The sequence below is a fragment of the Streptomyces sp. MBT53 genome (assembly GCF_016654115.1).
Lineage (GTDB): Bacteria > Actinomycetota > Actinomycetes > Streptomycetales > Streptomycetaceae > Streptomyces.
The window spans coordinates 1-16,813 of sequence record NZ_JAEQAZ010000255.1 but is presented as its reverse complement, the minus strand read 5'-3'; the positions used below and the strand labels follow the sequence as shown (position 1 = coordinate 16,813).

Sequence of the window (16,813 nt, the reverse complement as noted above, 5' to 3'; positions counted from 1 at the left end):
TCAACGCGGCGTACGCGGAGGGCGGCCCCAACCTCACCGTCCAGACCGTCGAGAACATGACCCATGTGAAGATCGACCACTACATGGAGGTCGACTTCACCAGCTTCATGAAGACCGTCGACGTCCTGGGCGGCGTGAAGATCTGCACCGCCGAACCCCTGAAGGACTCGTACACCGGCCTCGACCTCCCCGCCGGCGCCCACACCCTGATGGGCGGTCAGGCCCTCCAGTACGTCCGCTCGCGGCACGTCGACGGTGCCTCCGACCTCGGCCGGATGAAGCGCCAGCAGCGCTTCCTCGCCGCGCTGATCGACCAGGCCACCTCCTCCGGGGTGCTGCTGAACCCGCTGAAGTTCCGTGACGTGACCCGCGCGGTCCTCGGCTCGGTCCGCGCGGACAAGGGCTTCGGCACCGACGAACTCCTCGACCTCGGCCGCGCGATGCGCAGCTTCTCGCCCTCCTCCTCCGAGTTCACCACCGTGCCCATCGGGCAGATGGGATACGTCGTGAAGGGCATCGGCTCCACCCTGAAGTGGGACGAGCCGAAGGCGGCGAAGCTCTTCGAGGCCCTGCGCGACGACAAGCCGCTGACCGTGCACCGGGCGCCGCGCGCGGGCGCCGTGAAGGTGGACGTGGCCCCGCAGCAGATCCAGGTCCAGGTGGAGAACGGCACGGCGACGGCCGGTCTCGGCAAACGCGTCGACGCGGCCCTGGCGGCGACCGGCTTCCGTACGACGCACCTGCCGGTGAGCGCCGCCGACCACGCCGTACGACGGACGGTCGTCGCCTACGACCCCCGCTGGGACCGGTCCGCGAAGTCCCTCGCGGCGGCGCTGCCCGGGAGCGAGCTGCGGGCGGTGAAGGGGCAGGGGCCGCTGCTGAAGGTGATCGCCGGGAGCGACTTCAAGCAGGTCACGCGGGTGCGGGCGGCTGATGTGCCGCAGGGCGGGTCCGGGGTGGTGACCGGGGACGAGGTGGGGTGCTCCTGAAAAAGTGTGTCACTTTCGGCGATTTCCGTGACACTTTTTCGGAGAGGGCCCCCCACCCCGGCCCGTGAGGTCAGTCGTCGAGGCCCTCAGCCGCCCGCTTCTCGCGCAGTTCCATGATCGCGCGGCGGCGGGACAGCCGGTGGGTGCGGCGGATCTGCGCCTCCTGGCAGCGGCGCTCGTCGCGCTCGGTCTCCGGGATCACCGGCGGTACGGCCCGGGGCCTGCCGTCGGCGTCGACGGCGGCGAACACCAGATACGCCGAGCCGACCTGGGTGGCCGGGGTCGACTCGTTCCACCGCTCGGCCAGGACCCGCACGCCGACCTCCATCGAGGTCCGGCCGGTCCAGTTGACCTGCGCCTTCACATGGACGAGGTCACCGACCCTGACCGGTTCCAGGAACGCCATCTCGTCCATCGACGCGGTGACGGCCGGTCCGCCGCTGTGCCGCCCGGCGACCGCGCCCGCCGCGTCGTCCACCAGCTTCATGATCACCCCGCCGTGCACGGTCCCGAGCAGGTTCGTGTCGGCGTTGGTCATGATGTGGCTGAGGGTGGTGCGGGAGGCGGACGTCGGCTTCCCCGGCAGATCTGTCATGGTCATCACCCTATGCCGAGTGGACATCTGCGGACTTTGTGTTGGCTTCGCAACAGCAGTGCCCTGATTTTCCTACGACCCTTGTATCGGGCATGGTCGCTACCTGCACACTGGGCCCCATGAACGATTGGCCCGAGGGATGGTCCGGCGGCAACCGCGGCAACGAGTACGGACGCGGTGGCGCGAACGCACAGCCGGAGAGCGCACGCGTGATGCGCCAGGTACGACGCGGCCCGCAGGCCCCGCCGTACGGCGCCGGAGTCCCGCCGCAGCCGTCGTACACGGGCGGCCAGGGCTATGACGAGGGCCAGCAGGGCTACGGCCAGGGCGGCTACGACAACGGCTACGACGGCTACAACACCGGCCAGGTCTACGGCGGCGGTGGCCCGGTCGGCCCCGAGGGCCCCGACGACGGGCGCGGTCCGCGCCGCGCGCCCAACTGGCGCCGCCGCATCAAGTGGACCGCGATCACCGTGGTCACCGTGCTGGTCGCGACCACCATCGGCACCTACTTCTGGGCCGACTCCAAGCTGAACCGCGACGTCGACCTGTCGAAGGTCATCGACCGGCCGGCGGGCGGCGACGGCACGAACTACCTGATCGTCGGCTCCGACAGCCGCGAAGGCCTGACGGCGGCCGAGAAGAAGAAGCTGCACACCGGTTCCGCCGAGGGCAAGCGCACCGACTCGATGATGATCCTGCACGTCGGCGACAGCGGCGACACGCTGATCTCGCTGCCGCGCGACTCGAACGTCACGATCCCGTCGTACGTGGGCTCCACCTCGGGCAAGACGTACAAGAACACGGGCCGCCAGACGAAGCTCAACGCGGCGTACGCGGAGGACGGCCCGACGCTCCTGGTGCGCACGGTCGAATACAACATGGGCCTGCACATCGACCACTACGTCGAGATCGGCTTCAACGGCTTCGCGGACATCGTGGACGCGGTCGGCGGTGTCACGCTCACCATCGACAAGGGCTTCAAGGACTCGTACTCGGGCGCGAACTTCAAGGCGGGCAAGCAGACCCTGAACGGCGAGGAGGCCCTGGCCTTCGTCCGCACCCGGCACGCGTTCGCCGCGTCCGACCTCCAGCGCACCAAGAACCAGCAGAAGTTCCTGTCGGCCCTGGCCCACCAGGTGGCAACACCCGGCACCCTCCTGAACCCCTTCAAGCTCTACCCGACCCTCGGCGCCGGCCTCGACTCCCTCTCCGTCGACAAGGACATGTCGCTCTGGGACCTGGCGTCCATGTTCTGGGCCATGAAGGGCGTCAGCGGCGGCGACGGCACGTCGATGAACATGCCGATCTCCGGCTCCACCGGCGGCAACCTCCTCTGGGACAAGGCGAAGGTCAAGACCCTGGTCAACGAGCTGAACAACGACCAGAAGGTCACGGTCTCCGGTAACTGAAGCCCGCGGGTCAGGCCCTGCCGCACGCCAGCAAGGCGATGTGCGGCAGGGCCAACTCGTGTTCCCCGGTGGCGAATTCACCGGCCAGCCGTGCGTACTCCTGCCTGATCCGGACGAGCGTCCCCTCCTCCTGCGAGGTGACGATGAGCCCGGCGGTGGCTACACCGGCCGCGGCTCCGCCCCACCATTCGTCGACGGTGGTGCGGTGGTCCCACTCCAGCTCGACGGCCCGGGCGTCCGTGAAGCCGGCCTCGCGGAGCAGCTCCGCGAACCCCGCCGCCGTACGCCCGAAGTCCTCCACGGGATCGAGTCGGGGCAGATCCTCCGGCACCACGGCGCCCGCCGCCGCGAACGCTCGTCCGAACAACTCCTGTCCGGCGCCGCGTCGGGCACCCCACAGCGTCAGCGCGATCCGGCCGCCCGGCCTCAGTACGCGGCGCAGTTCGGCGAGGGCGGCGCGGGGGCGACCGACGTGGTTGATGACGAAGTTGCCGAGGACGGTGTCGAACTCGCCGTCGGGGAAGGGGAGTTCGGGCAGTGCGGCGATCTGCGCCTCGACTCCCGCCGCCCGTGCGGCGGCCACCATCCCGGCGTCGGCGTCCACGGCCCGCACTCGCGCGCCCCGCGCCAGCGCGGCCAGGGCCGCCGTACCGGTCCCGGTGCCGGTGTCGAGGACGTACGTCCCGGCCCGGACCTCCGCCGCGTCCAGCAGGCGCTCCACGGGGTGTGCGCAGAGCAGTGCGAAGCTCGCCGCATAGGCGTGGGCACGGCCGGCCCACATCGTGCGTTCGGCGATGTCGAAGGTCACTGTGGCCTGGGTCGGATCGTCGGGCATGGGCCGCAGCATGCCCGACGAAGCAACGAGGGCACCCGCGCGGGGTGCCCTCGGTACCGCTTGTCGCGCTCGTCGATTACGGCAGGTTGCGTGCCATCACGATGCGCTGGACCTGGTTGGTGCCCTCGTAGATCTGGGTGATCTTCGCGTCGCGCATCATGCGCTCCACCGGGTAGTCACGGGTGTAGCCGTAGCCGCCGAGGAGCTGGACCGCGTCGACGGTGACCTCCATCGCCACGTCCGAGGCGAAGCACTTGGCCGCCGCGCCCTGGAAGGTGAGGTTCTTGTCGCCGCGCTCCGAGGCGGCGGCCGCCTGGTAGGTCAGGGCGCGGGCCGCCTCGATCTTCATGGCCATGTCGGCCAGCATGAACTGGATGCCCTGGAAGTCGGCGATCGGCTTGCCGAACTGCTTGCGCTCCTTGACGTAGCCCTTGGCGTAGTCGAGGGCGCCCTGGGCGATGCCGAGGGCCTGGGCCGCGATGGTGATGCGGGTGTGGTCCAGGGTCTTCATCGCCGTGGCGAAGCCGGTGCCCTCGGCGCCGATCATGCGGTCGGCGGGGATGCGGACGTTGTCGAGGTAGACCTCGCGGGTCGGGGAGCCCTTGATGCCGAGCTTCTTCTCCGGGGCGCCGAAGGAGACACCCTCGTCGGACTTCTCGACGACGAACGCGCTGATGCCCTTGGAGCGCTTCTCGGGGTCCGTCACGGCCATCACCGTGTAGTACTCGGAGACGCCCGCGTTGGTGATCCAGCGCTTCACGCCGTTGAGGACGTAGTGGTCGCCGTCGCGGACCGCCTTCGTCTTCATGCCGGCCGCGTCCGAGCCCGCGTCCGGCTCGGAGAGGGCGTACGAGAACATCGCGTCGCCCTTGGCGAGCGGGGTCATGTACCGCTTCTTCAGGTCCTCGGAGCCGGAGAGGATCACCGGGAGCGAGCCCAGCTTGTTCACCGCGGGGATGAGGGAGGAGGACGCGCAGACGCGGGCCACCTCCTCGATCACGATCACCGTGGCCAGCGCGTCCGCGCCGGTGCCGCCGTACTCCTCGGGCACGTGGACGGCGTGCAGGTCGTTCGCCACCAGGGCGTCGAGCGCCTCCTGCGGGAAGCGGGACTCCTCGTCCACCGCTGCGGCGTACGGCGCGATCTTCGCCTCGGCCAGTGAGCGGATCGCGTCGCGGAGCATGTCGTGCTCCTCTGACGGGCGGTACAGGTCGAAGTCAGCCGATCCGGCCAAGGTCTCTCACGCTCCAAGGACGCTGTGATGACGGCGCTAATTACCGTTAAGTAACCCAAATTTTAGGGGCCCGCCCACGGGAGTGATACGTGAGCTTGGCGACAGGGGGAAAGTTGCCCGTCAGGACCGCCGACTATGCTCGGGCGCGCATCGCCCGCGTACACCTTCTGGAGCATTCATGGCCCTCAAGATCACCGTGATCGGCACCGGCTATCTCGGCGCCACGCACGCCGCGGCCATGGCCGAGCTGGGCTTCGAGGTGCTGGGCCTTGACGTCGTGCCCGAGAAGATCGCGATGCTCCAGCGGGGTGAGGTCCCGATGTACGAACCGGGGCTCGAGGAACTGCTGCGCAAGCACGTCGCGGGGATCGAGGGATCGAGCGGGCGGCTGCGGTTCACCATGGACTGGGCGGAGGTCGCCGCGTTCGGCGATGTCCACTTCGTGTGTGTGAACACCCCGCAGAAGCACGGCGAGTACGCCTGCGACATGAGCTACGTCGACGCCGCCGTCGCCTCGCTCGCGCCGCATCTCACCGGCCCCGCGCTCGTCGTCGGCAAGTCCACCGTGCCGGTCGGTTCGGCGGACCGCCTGGCCGCCTATCTCGCCGCGCACGCGCCCGCCGGCACGGACGCCGAGCTGGCCTGGAACCCGGAGTTCCTGCGCGAGGGCCTCGCCGTAGAGGACACCCTGCGCCCGGACCGGATCGTGGTCGGCGTACGCAGCGAGCGGGCCGAGAAGCTGCTGCGCGAGGTCTACGCGGTGCCGGTCGGGGCCGGGACGCCGTTCGTGGTGACCGACTTCCCGACCGCCGAGCTGGTGAAGACGGCCGCGAACTCCTTCCTCGCCACCAAGATCTCCTTCATCAACGCGATGGCCGAGGTCTGCGAGGCCGCCGACGGCGACGTCGTGAAGCTGGCCGAGGCGATCGGGCACGACGAGCGGATCGGCCGGAAGTTCCTGCGGGCCGGGATCGGCTTCGGCGGCGGCTGTCTGCCCAAGGACATCCGGGCGTTCATGGCGCGCGCCGGTGAACTGGGCGCCGACCAGGCCCTGACCTTCCTGCGCGAGATCGACTCCATCAACATGCGGCGGCGCGGCCAGATGGTGGAGATGACCCGCGAGGCGCTCGGCGGCGGCTCCTTCCTGGGCAAGCGGGTCGCCGTGCTCGGCGCGACCTTCAAGCCCGACTCGGACGACGTCCGCGACTCCCCCGCACTGAACGTCGCCGGCCAGATCCACCTCCAGGGCGGCCAGGTCACCGTCTACGACCCCAAGGGCATGGACAACGCGCTGCGGCTGTTCCCGACGCTCGGCTACGCCGACACCGCCGTAGAAGCGGTACGGGGCGCCGATGTCGTCCTGCACCTGACGGAGTGGCGGGAGTTCCGGGAGCTGGACCCGGCGGCGCTCGGCGAGGCCGTACGCGCCCGGGTGGTCCTGGACGGGCGCAACGCGCTCGACCCGCAGCTGTGGCGGAAGGCGGGCTGGACGTTCCGCGCGATGGGCCGTCCCACCGCGTAGCACGGGGAGAGCCGAGGCGACGCCGGTCCGGCCGAGGCTCAGTCGGCCGGACCGGCGTCTGGCTGCATTCTGCACCACTGGGCTGTGCTCGTCGCCCGGACCGCTCAAGTCACCTCCGTCGAGGGCTACTTGGCCCGGTACCGGCGCATCTTCGCGCGCGCCCCGCACACCGCCATCGAGCACCAGCGGCCCCGGCCCGCCGGGCTGCGGTCGTAGTACGCCCAGTGGCAGGTCGGTGCCTCGCAGGCCTTGAGGCGGGGCCAGGTGCCCGCGACGAGGGACTGGGCGATCGCGGACGCGACGCGCGAGAGCAGGGGTTCCGGGTCGGCGGGGGCGAGCCGGGCGGAGCCGTCACGGTCGTCGAGCGCGAGCAACAGCGGGGCGCGCGCGAGGAGTTCACCGAGCGGGGTCACGTCCTGGTGCGCGGGGTGGCCCGCGTGGGCGAGCAGGGCGGCGCGCAGGGACTCGCGGAGTTCACGGGCCGGTGGGACCTGGTGCGCGGTGAGTCCGAAGGGGGCCCGGCCGTCCTCCGTGTCGAGTGCGTCGGCGCCCGCCTCGATGTCCAGCGTGTTCACCAGCGCCTCGATCAGGGCCAGGTCGCCGGGCGCGGGAACTCTCTCACTCATGCTTGCGACGTTACCTCCTATGCGGGAGCATGAGGTAACCGTTACCGGCTGACGCCCCATATGGGTAACCCGAAGGAGTCCGTCATGGCCATCGCCAAGCTGGGTACCGTCGTCCTGGACTGTCCCGACCCGCACGCCCTCGCCACGTTCTACGCCGGCGTCCTGGGCGGCACCGTCGCAGCGGAGGACGGCGGCGACTGGGTGGACCTGAACGTGCCCGGCGGACAGACGCTGGCGTTCCAGGAGGCACCCGGCCACGTACCGCCGAAGTGGCCCGCGCCCGGCGACTCCCAGCAGTTCCACCTGGACCTGACCGTGGAGGACCTGGACGCGGCCGAGAAGGACGTCCTGGCGCTGGGCGCGACCCCGCTGGACACCGACGACCGCTCGCGCGCCTGGCGGGTGTACGCCGACCCGGCGGGGCACCCGTTCTGCCTCTGCGCCTGCTGACCCAGGAGGTCACCTTGACTGCCGTACGTTTCCGTTCCACCGTGATCGACTGCCCGGACCCCCTCGCGCTCGCCGGCTTCTACGCCGGCGTCCTCGGCGGCACCCCCCGCGCAACCGACGAGGAGTGGGTCGTCCTCGACATCCCGGACGGCCCGCGGATCGCCTTCCAGCGGGTGACGGAGTACGTCCCGCCCGAGTGGCCGCGCGCGGACCGGCCGCAGCAGTTCCACCTCGACTTCGACGCCGGGTCGACGTGGGAGGAGATCGAGGCGGCGGAGAAGGCCGTACTGGCGCTCGGCGCGCGGCTGTTGGAGCGGCAGGACAAGGAGGACTTCCGGGTGTACGCCGATCCGGTGGGGCACCCCTTCTGCCTCTGCCGGATCGACCACTAGACCTTTCCGTCGGATCTACCCGTCCAGCTCGGCGATCTTCGCCGTCGACGGCTCGCGGCGCTGCTGGGCGGCGCGGGCCGTGAAGTCGGCGCTGCGCAGGGCGCGTTGGACGTTGCCCCAGCTGAGCAGCGCGAGGTCGGCCTCGGACCAGCCGCGGTGCAGGAGCTCGGCGAAGAGGTTCGGGTAGCAGGAGGCGTCGGCGAGATCCTGCGGGTGGGCGGTGCCGGCGTCGTAGGTGCCGGACAGGGCGACGGACTCCGGGCCCGCGATCCGGCGGACGTGGTCGAGGTGGTCGGCGACGTCCCGGACGGACGGGCCGGTCTGCTCGGCGGTGAGCGGCACCATGCACAGGCCCTTGGCGGCACCGACCGCGGCGAGGAGTTCGTCGGGGAGGTTCGCCGGGTGCGGGCGCAGGGTGCGGGCGGCGGAGCGGGTGAACAGGACCGGCGCCTTCGAGGCGGCGAGCGCGCGACGGATCGTCTCCTCGGAGGCGCCGGAGAGGTCGGCGAGCACCCCGAGCCGGTTCATCTCGCGGACGACCTCCTCGCCGAACCGGGTCAGCCCCGCCTCGCTCGCCCAGGACACCCCGGACAGCGTGAGGACCCGGAGCCCCAGCGCGTGCAGCGAGCGCAGGATGCCCAGCGAGTCGCCGAGCGCGGGCGCTCCGGCGGGGCCCAGCAGCACGGCGACCCGGCCGCAGTTGCGCACGTCGGTGGTCTGCCCGGCGGTGTACGCCAGCCGCAGCCCCTCCGGGTGGGCGCGGACCACGGTGTTCACCAGGTCGAGCTGCTCCAGGGTCGCGCCCACCGCCCGGTCCCCGGCCAGCCCCTCCGGCAGGTGCAGCGACCAGAACAGCGCGCCGACATGCCCCTCCCGCAACCGCGGCACATCGGTGTCCACGGAACTCTCCCCCAGCTCCAGGTCGAACCACGGCAGATGCCGCAGCGCCCACGGCAGCCCGCTGTAGCCGTCGGCGACCGGATGCGCGGCGAGGATGGCCCGGGCGCGCTCCAGCGGGGCGGCGGCCGGGTCGGAGACGGGGTCGTACGGCTCCGGGGTGTCCGGCGGGAACGGCCCGGCGGGAAAGGGCTCATGGACCAAGTCGTCGAGCTCGCCGACCTCGGTCGTCGCGTGCAGTTGGTCCTGGAGGTCGGCCATCGCGTGCTCCGTACGTCGTTACGGCAGTACGGTCACCGTCGCACGCCGACGTGGTGGCTTCCTGGTGGGCGGGGCGTTCGGGGTACGGCGCGGAAGTGGGCACTCCCGCGCCGCGCAGCCCACCCGTTCCTCAGCCGTCCAGCGACTCGATCGTCGCGTTCGACGGCCCCCGCGTCGCCCGGAGCTCGCGCGCCACGTCCTCCGCCGCGCCCAGCACCCGTACCGCGTTCTGCCAGGTCAGCTTGGCCAGGTCGGTCCTCGACCAGCCGCGGTCCAGCAGCTCGGCGATCAGGTTCGGATAGCCCGAGACGTCGTTCAGCCCGTCCGGGGTGAAGGCCGTCCCGTCGTAGTCGCCGCCGATGCCGAGGTGGTCGACGCCCGCGACCTCGCGCATGTGGTCGAGGTGGTCGGCGACCGTGGCGACGGTGGCGACCGGACGCGGGTGGAGTTCCTCGAAGGCGCGGTGGACCTTCATCGCCTCTTCGGTGGTCTCCAGGTGGTGCAGCCCGTGCGCCCGCATGTTGTCGTCGGCGGCGGCCGTCCAGTCGACGGCGGCCTGGAGCACGAACTTCGGCACGAACGTCACCATCGCCATACCGCCGTTGCCGGGCAGCCGCTCCAGCACGTCGTCCGGGATGTTGCGCGGGTGGTCGCAGACGGCCCGCGCCGACGAGTGCGAGAAGATCACCGGCGCGCGCGTCGCGTCCAGCGCGTCGCGCATCGTCGTGGCCGCCACGTGCGAGAGGTCGACGAGCATGCCCTCGCGGTTCATCTCCCGCACGACCTCCCGGCCGAACGCCGACAGTCCGCCGACCCCCGGTTCGTCCGTCGCCGAGTCCGCCCACGCCACGTTGTCGTTGTGGGTGAGCGTCATGTAGCGCACGCCGAGGGCGTACAACCCCCGCAGTGTGCCGAGAGAGTCGGCGATCGAGTGCCCGCCCTCCGCACCCATCAACGAGGCGATACGCCCCTCCGCCCGCGCCGCTTCCATGTCGGCGGCGGTCAGCGCGGGCGCCAGCTCCTGCGGATAGCGGGCGAGCAACTGCCGTACGCAGTCGATCTGTTCGAGCGTCGCAGGCACCGGGTCGGGCAGGTCCGACTGGACGTACACCGACCAGTACTGCGCACCGACCCCGCCCTCGCGCAACCGCGGCAGGTCGGTGTGCAGATGCGCGTTCTGGTGTACGGCGATGTCGCGGGCGTCGAGGTCGTAGCCGACCTGCTTGCGCAGCGCCCAGGGCAGGTCGTTGTGCCCGTCGACGACAGGGAACTCGCGAAGCAGTTCGCGGGCCTGGTCCAGCGACGTCGTCCCCGTCATCCCGGTCACTTCCCGAAGCCGAAGCCGCTGCCGCCGCTCCCGCTGTCGACCTTGGCGCGCAGCCGCTTGCCCTTCTCGGTGGCCTGGTCGTTCAGCTCCTGCTGGAACTCCCGCATCCGGACGAGGAGTTCCTCGTCGTGGGTGGCCAGGATGCGGGCCGCGAGCAGCCCCGCGTTGCGCGCGCCGGCGACCGAGACGGTGGCGACGGGGACACCGGCCGGCATCTGCACGATGGAGAGCAGCGAGTCCATGCCGTCGAGGTACTTCAGCGGTACGGGGACGCCGATCACCGGCAGCGGGGTCACCGAGGCGAGCATGCCCGGGAGGTGGGCGGCGCCGCCCGCGCCCGCGATGATCACCTTGAGGCCGCGGCCGTCGGCCTGCTCGCCGTACGTGATCATCTCGCGGGGCATGCGGTGCGCGGAGACGACGTCGACCTCGTAGGCGATCTCGAACTCGTCGAGCGCCTTCGCGGCGGCCTCCATGACGGGCCAGTCGGAGTCCGACCCCATGACGATTCCTACGACGGGTCCTGCGACGGAGCTCATTCGGTGATCGTGCCTCTCAGATAGCCGGCTGCGTGGCGGGCGCGGTCCAGGACGTCGGCCAGGTCGGTGCCGTAGGTGTTGACGTGGCCCACCTTGCGGCCGGGCTTCACGTCCTTGCCGTACATGTGGATCTTCAGCTGGGGGTCGCGGGCCATGCAGTGCAGGTACGCGGAGTACATGTCCGGGTAGTCGCCGCCCAGGACGTTGCACATGACGGTCCAGGGGGCGCGCGCCCGCGGGTCGCCCAGCGGGAGGTCGAGGACCGCGCGGACGTGGTTGGCGAACTGGCTGGTGACCGCGCCGTCCTGGGTCCAGTGGCCGGAGTTGTGCGGGCGCATGGCGAGTTCGTTGACGAGGATGCGGCCGTCGGCGGTCTGGAACAGTTCGACGGCGAGATGGCCGACGACCCCGAGTTCCTTGGCGATGCGCAGCGCCATCTCCTCGGCCTGGAGGGCGAGGGACTCGTCGAGGTCGGGGGCGGGCGCGATGACGGTGTCGCAGACGCCGTTCACCTGCTGGGACTCGACGACCGGGTAGGCGACGGCCTGGCCGTGCGGGGAGCGGACGACGTTCGCCGCCAGCTCCCGCACGAAGTCGACCTTCTCCTCCGCGAGGACCGGGACACCGGCGCGGAAGGGCTCGGCGGCCTCCTCCGGGCTGTCGACGACCCACACGCCCTTGCCGTCGTAGCCGCCGCGCACGGTCTTGAGGACGACGGGAAATCCTCCCCCACTCTCGGCTCCGCTCGAGCGGGAGGTGCCCGCACCCTCCGCCGCGAAGGCGACCACGTCCGCCGGGTCGGCGACGATGCGGTGCCTCGGGCACGGCACACCGATCTCGACGAGCTTCGCCCGCATCACGCCCTTGTCCTGGGCGTGCACGAGCGCGTCCGGGCCCGGGCGCACGGGGATGCCGTCCGCCTCCAGGGCGCGCAGATGCTCGGTGGGTACGTGTTCGTGATCGAAGGTGATCACATCGCAGCCCCGCGCGAAGTCACGCAGCGTGTCGAGGTCGCGGTAGTCGCCGATGACGACATCGCCGACGACCTGCGCCGCGGAATCCTGAGGGGTGTCACTGAGGAGCTTGAATCTGATGCCGAGCGGGATGCCCGCCTCGTGTGTCATACGAGCGAGCTGCCCCCCGCCGACCATGCCGACTACCGGGAACGTCACTCCCCCAGGGTATCGGTCACTCCGCGGCGGCCCGATTTCCCTACCTCTTACCGTTCTTTTCCGGGTCTCTTCCCGACCTGTGAGCCGCTTCACGGGCGGCGGAGGAATGCGATGGTTAGCATGGCTGGGTCGACGAATCCGCGATGACATCCGAGATGACAGGGGCCTGCACACCCATGGAACGTGGTTCCGAAGGGCCTTTCAAACGGCTCGCGCGCGAGGTCGCCAAGTTCGGCGCGGTGGGCGTGGTGGGCACCGTGGTGAACTTCGCGGTCTCCAACCTGCTGTGGCACCTGACCAGCCTGCAGGCCGTGCGCGCCAATGTGATCGCGACGATCGTCGCCATCGGGTGCAACTACATCGGCTTCCGCTACTTCACCTACCGTGACCGCGACAAGAGCGCCCGCACCAAGGAACTCACCCTGTTCCTGGCGTTCAGCCTGGTCGGCCTGGTGATCGAGAACGGCGTCCTGTTCGCGGCGATCTACGGCTTCGGCTGGGACAGCTCGCTGCAGCGCAACGTCTTCAAGGTGCTCGGCATCGGCATCGCGACACTGTTCCGCTTCTGGTCGTACCGCACCTGGGTGTTCAAGACGCTGCCGGCCGAGGAAGCGGTCGTGGAGACCGACGCTTTTCCTAAGCCGTCGCAGCCGCTGCCCCGCCCCAAGCAGCACGTGAGCTGAACCGAACCACCCCGCCCGTCGCCGCTCTCAGCGGACCGTGGGCTCCTCGTCCTCCACGGGCAGCCGCTTCGTCGGCGGCGTACGCGAGAGGAACAGCCCGAACACCGGCGGCTGCAGCTGCAGCATCTCCAGCCGGCCGCCGTCCGCCTCCGCGAGATCCCGGGCCACCGCCAGACCGATCCCCGTGGAGTTGCGGCCGCTGATCGTCCGCTCGAAGATCCGCGCACCGAGATCGGTCGGAACCCCCGGACCCTCGTCCGTGACCTCCACGACAGCCTGGTTGCCGGTGACACGGGTGCGCAGGGCGACCGTACCGCCGCCGTGCATGAGCGAGTTCTCGATCAGCGCGGCCAGCACCTGGGCTACGGCCCCCGGGGTGCCGACCGCCTGCAGATGCCGCTTGCCGGAGCTGACGATCGCGCGGCCCGCACTGCGGTAGGCGGGCCGCCACTCGGCGAGCTGCTGCTGGATGACCTCGTCGAGGTCGAAGGAGACGGCGGAGCCGGTACGGGGGTCGCGCGCGTTGGTCAGCAGCCGCTCCACGACGTCGGTGAGCCGCTCGACCTGCGTGAGCGCGATCGTCGCCTCCTCCTTCACCGTGTCCGGGTCATCCGTGAGGGTGATCTCCTCAAGGCGCATGGACAGCGCGGTCAACGGCGTACGCAGCTGGTGCGAGGCGTCCGCGGCGAGCCGACGCTCGGCGGTGAGCATGCGGGCGATGCGCTCGGCGGAGGAGTCGAGGACATCGGCGACCCGGTCCAGCTCGGGAACGCTGTAGCGCTTGTGCCGGGGCCGCGGGTCACCCGACCCCAGCCGCTCGGCGGTCTCCGCGAGGTCGGTGAGCGGCGAGGCGAGCCGGTTGGCCTGCCGTACCGCGAGCAGTACGGCGGCCACCACGGCGAGCAGCGCCACGGCACCGATGATGAGCAGCGTCCGCCCGACCTCGCGGGTCACGGTCGAGCGCGGCTCCATCACGGTGACCGTCTCGCCCTCCTCGCCCTTGGCGGTCGAGCGGATGACGTCACCCGTCGGCTTGGTGCCGACCTCGATCACCGGGTCGCCCGGGATGCGGATCACGGCGTAGCGATCCTCGGTGACCTGCGTCCGCAGCACCTCCGAGTCGACGATCTCCGCGCCGAGGATCCGGCTGTCCACGATGCTCGCCAGCCTCAGCGCCTCGGAATCCACCCGTTCCTGGGCGCTGTTGCTGATCGTGCGCGTCTCGACGATGACAAGGGACACACCGAACACGGCGATGACCACGAGCACCACGGCGAGCGTGGACTGGATGAGCCGACGACGCACGGGGGGCTAGCTCTTCTCGAACCGGAAACCCACACCACGCACGGTGGCGATGTACCGGGGGTTGGCCGCGTCGTCACCGAGCTTCTTGCGCAGCCAGGAGATGTGCATGTCGAGGGTCTTGGTGGACGACCACCACGTGGTGTCCCAGACCTCGCGCATCAACTGGTCACGGGTCACCACCCGCCCGGCGTCCCGCACGAGCACCCGCAGCAGGTCGAACTCCTTGGCGGTGAGCTGGAGTTCCTCGTCGCCCATCCACGCGCGGTGCGACTCGACGTCGATACGGACGCCGTGCGTGGCGGGCGGCTGCGCGGGCTCGGCGGCGCCGCGCCGGAGCAGGGCCCGGACACGGGCGAGCAGTTCGGCGAGCCGGAAGGGTTTGGTCACGTAGTCGTCGGCGCCCGCGTCGAGGCCTACGACGGTGTCCACCTCGTCGGCGCGCGCGGTCAGGATGAGGATGGGGACGGTGTGGCCCTCGGCGCGCAGTCGGCGGGCCACTTCCAGGCCGTCCATGCCGGGCAGGCCCAGGTCCAGGACACACAGGTCGATGCCGCCCTGGATGCCGGCATCGAGGGCTGTAGGTCCGTCCTCGCGCACCTCGACCTCGTAACCTTCCCGTCGCAAAGCGCGGGCCAGCGGCTCCGAGATGGACGCGTCGTCCTCGGCGAGCAGTACACGGGTCATGAGGTGATGGTAGTCCGCCTCGGACAGCGGTCGGGGTGTGATCGCCACGAGTGATTCTTACCTTGGGGCAAGACGGGTGTCCTGCGGTGAAGGATGTGGTCGGAACCTGTGCCTGTGGGGTGTCATCCTGAAATCCACCTTCGAATCGGCGCCTGCGGTTCCACTTCTTCCTGTGATCCGTGTCTCAAGTCCTTCCATATCCGGCAGTGTCCTGCCGTATGGTGACCTGACCGCCCGTAGTGACACTGGGGACCTTTGGCGAGCATTTACTGCTGAAGGTCTTTTTTGTGTGCGGCCCCCGGCCGACAAGGCCCGACCAGCAAGGATCGACCATGGCGTCCAGCCTGACGAAGGACTCGGTGACTCCGGGCACCCCCGGTTCCGAGAAGACCTTCTTCGGCCACCCCCGCGGACTGGCCACGCTCTTCATGACCGAGATGTGGGAACGCTTCTCCTACTACGGCATGAGGGCCCTGCTCCCCCTGTACCTGGTCGCCCCCGGCGGCCTCCACCTGAGTGCGGCCACCGCTACCGCGATCTACTCGGTGTACCTGTCCCTCGTGTACCTGCTCGCCCTGCCCGGCGGCTGGTTCGCGGACCGCGTCCTCGGCCCCCGCAGGACCGTCGCGGTCGCCGGCGTGATCATCATGCTCGGCCACCTCACGCTCGCGCTCCCGTCCTCGGGCACGTTCTTCGCGGGCCTCGGCCTGGTCGCGATCGGCTCGGGTCTCCTCAAGGCCAACATCTCCACGATGGTCGGCCACCTCTACGAGGGCCCCGACGACCCGCGCCGCGACGGCGGCTTCACGCTGTTCTACATCGGCATCAACGTCGGCGCGTTCGCCGCACCCCTGGTCATCGGCACCGTCGGCGAGAACGTCAACTGGCACCTCGGCTTCGCGCTCGCCGCGGTCGGCATGGCGCTGGGCCTCGCCCAGTACCTGCTCGGCACCCGCCACCTCAGCTCCCGCTCGGACGTCGTCCCCACGCCGCTGTCCGCCGAGGAGAAGGCGGCCACACTCCGCAAGTCCGGCCTCTGGGCGGCCGTAGCGATCGTCTTCTACGCGGTCGTCGGCCTCTCCGGCCACTACACGCTGAACTGGCTGCTCGTCCCGATCACCGTCGCCGGCCTGCTCATCCCGGTCCTGGTCATCGCCCGCATCAAGCGCGACAAGTCCCTCGACCGCGCCGACCAGTCGAAGATGTCCGCGTACATCTGGTTCTTCGTCGCCGCGGCCGTGTTCTGGATGATCTACGACCAGGGCGGCTCGACCGTGTCCCTGTTCGCCGACTCCTCCGCGAAGAACACCGTCTTCGGCTGGGACTTCCCGGTCTCCTGGTACCAGTCCGTCAACCCCGTCCTCATCATGGCCCTCGCCCCGGTCTTCGCCTGGGCCTGGCTGGCCCTGGCCCGCCGCGGCAAGGAGCCGAGCACGGCGACGAAGTTCGCCATGGGCCTGATCCTGATCGGCGCGTCCTTCTTCCTCTTCCTGGCCCCGCTCGCGATCGCCGACGGCGGTCACAAGGCGGCGGCGATGTGGCTCGTGGCGATCTACTTCGTCCAGACGGTCGGCGAGTTGACCCTCTCCCCCGTCGGACTGTCCGTCACCACGAAGATGGCTCCGGCCAAGTACGCCTCCCAGATGATGGGCGTCTGGTTCCTCGCGGTCACGGCGGGCGACGCGACGACGGGTCTGCTGTCGATCGCCGGAGTGGACCTGAACAAGACGGGGATCGTCGCGTTGCAGGCTGTTCTTGCGGTGCTTGCGGGTGCGGCGGTGTGGATGTACCGGAAGAAGGTTCGGGAGCTCATGGGGGATGTGCACTGACGCCGGAGTTCGTGCCGGCGGGGTTCTGATGGTGCGGGTCGGCCACTCGCTTCTTGTCAGT

The 16,813-nt window shown here is 70.3% G+C and carries 17 protein-coding genes; 7 read left to right on the top strand and 10 right to left on the bottom strand.

Features of this window, described 5'->3' with window-relative positions:
- The coding region (locus JHN45_RS46545; RefSeq protein WP_201055433.1) for an LCP family protein at positions 1–989 on the top strand (989 nt) is incomplete at its 5' end.
- A 70-nt stretch (positions 990–1,059) separates the two neighbouring features.
- Here the strand turns inward: JHN45_RS46545 and JHN45_RS46540 are convergent.
- Positions 1,060–1,611, bottom strand: coding sequence for an acyl-CoA thioesterase (locus JHN45_RS46540; protein ID WP_200716180.1), 552 nt, complete (start codon positions 1,609–1,611; stop codon positions 1,060–1,062).
- Positions 1,612–1,703: 92 nt separating this feature from the next.
- Here JHN45_RS46540 and JHN45_RS46535 point away from each other — a divergent pair, with 92 nt between their 5' ends.
- Positions 1,704–2,996 carry an LCP family protein gene (locus JHN45_RS46535; RefSeq protein ID WP_200716181.1) on the top strand — a complete coding sequence of 431 codons (1,293 nt, stop codon included), beginning with the start codon at positions 1,704–1,706 and terminating at the stop codon, positions 2,994–2,996.
- Positions 2,997–3,006: 10 nt separating this feature from the next.
- On the opposite strand, the gene JHN45_RS46530 is transcribed toward JHN45_RS46535, so the two are convergent.
- Together JHN45_RS46530 and JHN45_RS46525 are read right to left on the bottom strand one after the other, a co-directional pair.
- The gene (locus JHN45_RS46530; protein ID WP_236584843.1) at positions 3,007–3,831 is read right to left on the bottom strand and encodes a class I SAM-dependent methyltransferase; all 825 of its coding nucleotides are present in this window, start codon (positions 3,829–3,831) and stop codon (positions 3,007–3,009) included.
- Positions 3,832–3,907: 76 nt separating this feature from the next.
- The gene (locus JHN45_RS46525; protein WP_266769313.1) at positions 3,908–5,065 is read right to left on the bottom strand and encodes an acyl-CoA dehydrogenase; all 1,158 of its coding nucleotides are present in this window, start codon (positions 5,063–5,065) and stop codon (positions 3,908–3,910) included.
- 178 nt (positions 5,066–5,243) lie between these two features.
- On the opposite strand from JHN45_RS46525, the gene JHN45_RS46520 reads away from it, so the two are divergent.
- A complete protein-coding gene (locus JHN45_RS46520; protein WP_201055431.1) occupies positions 5,244–6,587 on the top strand; it encodes a UDP-glucose/GDP-mannose dehydrogenase family protein in 1,344 nt (447 codons plus the stop codon).
- Between the two features lie 125 nt (positions 6,588–6,712).
- Here the strand turns inward: JHN45_RS46520 and JHN45_RS46515 are convergent, their stop codons facing one another.
- Positions 6,713–7,213, bottom strand: coding sequence for a CGNR zinc finger domain-containing protein (locus JHN45_RS46515; protein ID WP_200716184.1), 501 nt, complete (start codon positions 7,211–7,213; stop codon positions 6,713–6,715).
- An 84-nt stretch (positions 7,214–7,297) separates the two neighbouring features.
- On the opposite strand from JHN45_RS46515, the gene JHN45_RS46510 reads away from it, so the two are divergent.
- On the top strand, positions 7,298–7,663 hold the full coding sequence (locus tag JHN45_RS46510; RefSeq protein WP_200716185.1) for a VOC family protein: 366 nt from the start codon (positions 7,298–7,300) through the stop codon (positions 7,661–7,663).
- Between the two features lie 14 nt (positions 7,664–7,677).
- Complete coding sequence (locus JHN45_RS46505) at positions 7,678–8,055, top strand: VOC family protein (protein ID WP_200716186.1); 378 nt, start codon at positions 7,678–7,680, stop codon at positions 8,053–8,055.
- 15 nt (positions 8,056–8,070) lie between these two features.
- On the opposite strand, the gene JHN45_RS46500 is transcribed toward JHN45_RS46505, so the two are convergent.
- From JHN45_RS46500 to JHN45_RS46485, 4 genes are all read right to left on the bottom strand, one after another.
- Complete coding sequence (locus JHN45_RS46500; RefSeq protein ID WP_200716187.1) at positions 8,071–9,213, bottom strand: dipeptidase; 1,143 nt, start codon at positions 9,211–9,213, stop codon at positions 8,071–8,073.
- 130 nt (positions 9,214–9,343) lie between these two features.
- A complete protein-coding gene (locus JHN45_RS46495; RefSeq protein WP_201055430.1) occupies positions 9,344–10,531 on the bottom strand; it encodes a dipeptidase in 1,188 nt (395 codons plus the stop codon).
- A 5-nt stretch (positions 10,532–10,536) separates the two neighbouring features.
- On the bottom strand, positions 10,537–11,079 hold the full coding sequence (purE, locus tag JHN45_RS46490) for a 5-(carboxyamino)imidazole ribonucleotide mutase (protein ID WP_201055429.1): 543 nt from the start codon (positions 11,077–11,079) through the stop codon (positions 10,537–10,539).
- Complete coding sequence (locus JHN45_RS46485) at positions 11,076–12,251, bottom strand: 5-(carboxyamino)imidazole ribonucleotide synthase (RefSeq protein WP_200716190.1); 1,176 nt, start codon at positions 12,249–12,251, stop codon at positions 11,076–11,078. The genes purE and JHN45_RS46485 overlap by 4 nt, the downstream gene beginning before the upstream one ends.
- Before the next feature lie 176 nt (positions 12,252–12,427).
- Here JHN45_RS46485 and JHN45_RS46480 point away from each other — a divergent pair, with 176 nt between their 5' ends.
- The gene (locus JHN45_RS46480) at positions 12,428–12,934 is read left to right on the top strand and encodes a GtrA family protein (RefSeq protein ID WP_200716191.1); all 507 of its coding nucleotides are present in this window, start codon (positions 12,428–12,430) and stop codon (positions 12,932–12,934) included.
- Positions 12,935–12,961: 27 nt separating this feature from the next.
- Here the strand turns inward: JHN45_RS46480 and JHN45_RS46475 are convergent, their stop codons facing one another.
- Both JHN45_RS46475 and JHN45_RS46470 read right to left on the bottom strand, forming a co-directional pair.
- Positions 12,962–14,239: an ATP-binding protein gene (locus JHN45_RS46475; RefSeq protein WP_200716192.1), complete on the bottom strand. Its 1,278-nt coding sequence runs from the start codon at positions 14,237–14,239 to the stop codon at positions 12,962–12,964.
- Between the two features lie 6 nt (positions 14,240–14,245).
- Positions 14,246–14,923: a response regulator transcription factor gene (locus JHN45_RS46470; protein ID WP_174447603.1), complete on the bottom strand. Its 678-nt coding sequence runs from the start codon at positions 14,921–14,923 to the stop codon at positions 14,246–14,248.
- Between the two features lie 332 nt (positions 14,924–15,255).
- On the opposite strand from JHN45_RS46470, the gene JHN45_RS46465 reads away from it, so the two are divergent.
- Positions 15,256–16,752: an oligopeptide:H+ symporter gene (locus JHN45_RS46465; RefSeq protein ID WP_200716193.1), complete on the top strand. Its 1,497-nt coding sequence runs from the start codon at positions 15,256–15,258 to the stop codon at positions 16,750–16,752.
- Positions 16,753–16,813 lie beyond the last annotated feature (61 nt).

What these genes read in the sequence shown, in the direction of transcription:
- JHN45_RS46480 (WP_200716191.1), top strand. Translation starts at nt 12,428, where the DNA reads ATGGAACGTGGTTCCGAAGGGCCTTTCAAACGGCTCGCGCGCGAGGTC.
- JHN45_RS46500 (WP_200716187.1), bottom strand. Translation starts at nt 9,213, where the DNA reads ATGGCCGACCTCCAGGACCAACTGCACGCGACGACCGAGGTCGGCGAG.
- JHN45_RS46470 (WP_174447603.1), bottom strand. Translation starts at nt 14,923, where the DNA reads ATGACCCGTGTACTGCTCGCCGAGGACGACGCGTCCATCTCGGAGCCG.
- JHN45_RS46530 (WP_236584843.1), bottom strand. Translation starts at nt 3,831, where the DNA reads ATGCCCGACGATCCGACCCAGGCCACAGTGACCTTCGACATCGCCGAA.
- JHN45_RS46510 (WP_200716185.1), top strand. Translation starts at nt 7,298, where the DNA reads ATGGCCATCGCCAAGCTGGGTACCGTCGTCCTGGACTGTCCCGACCCG.
- JHN45_RS46520 (WP_201055431.1), top strand. Translation starts at nt 5,244, where the DNA reads ATGGCCCTCAAGATCACCGTGATCGGCACCGGCTATCTCGGCGCCACG.
- purE (WP_201055429.1), bottom strand. Translation starts at nt 11,079, where the DNA reads ATGAGCTCCGTCGCAGGACCCGTCGTAGGAATCGTCATGGGGTCGGAC.
- JHN45_RS46495 (WP_201055430.1), bottom strand. Translation starts at nt 10,531, where the DNA reads ATGACGGGGACGACGTCGCTGGACCAGGCCCGCGAACTGCTTCGCGAG.
- JHN45_RS46515 (WP_200716184.1), bottom strand. Translation starts at nt 7,213, where the DNA reads ATGAGTGAGAGAGTTCCCGCGCCCGGCGACCTGGCCCTGATCGAGGCG.
- JHN45_RS46540 (WP_200716180.1), bottom strand. Translation starts at nt 1,611, where the DNA reads ATGTCCACTCGGCATAGGGTGATGACCATGACAGATCTGCCGGGGAAG.
- JHN45_RS46535 (WP_200716181.1), top strand. Translation starts at nt 1,704, where the DNA reads ATGAACGATTGGCCCGAGGGATGGTCCGGCGGCAACCGCGGCAACGAG.
- JHN45_RS46465 (WP_200716193.1), top strand. Translation starts at nt 15,256, where the DNA reads ATGGCGTCCAGCCTGACGAAGGACTCGGTGACTCCGGGCACCCCCGGT.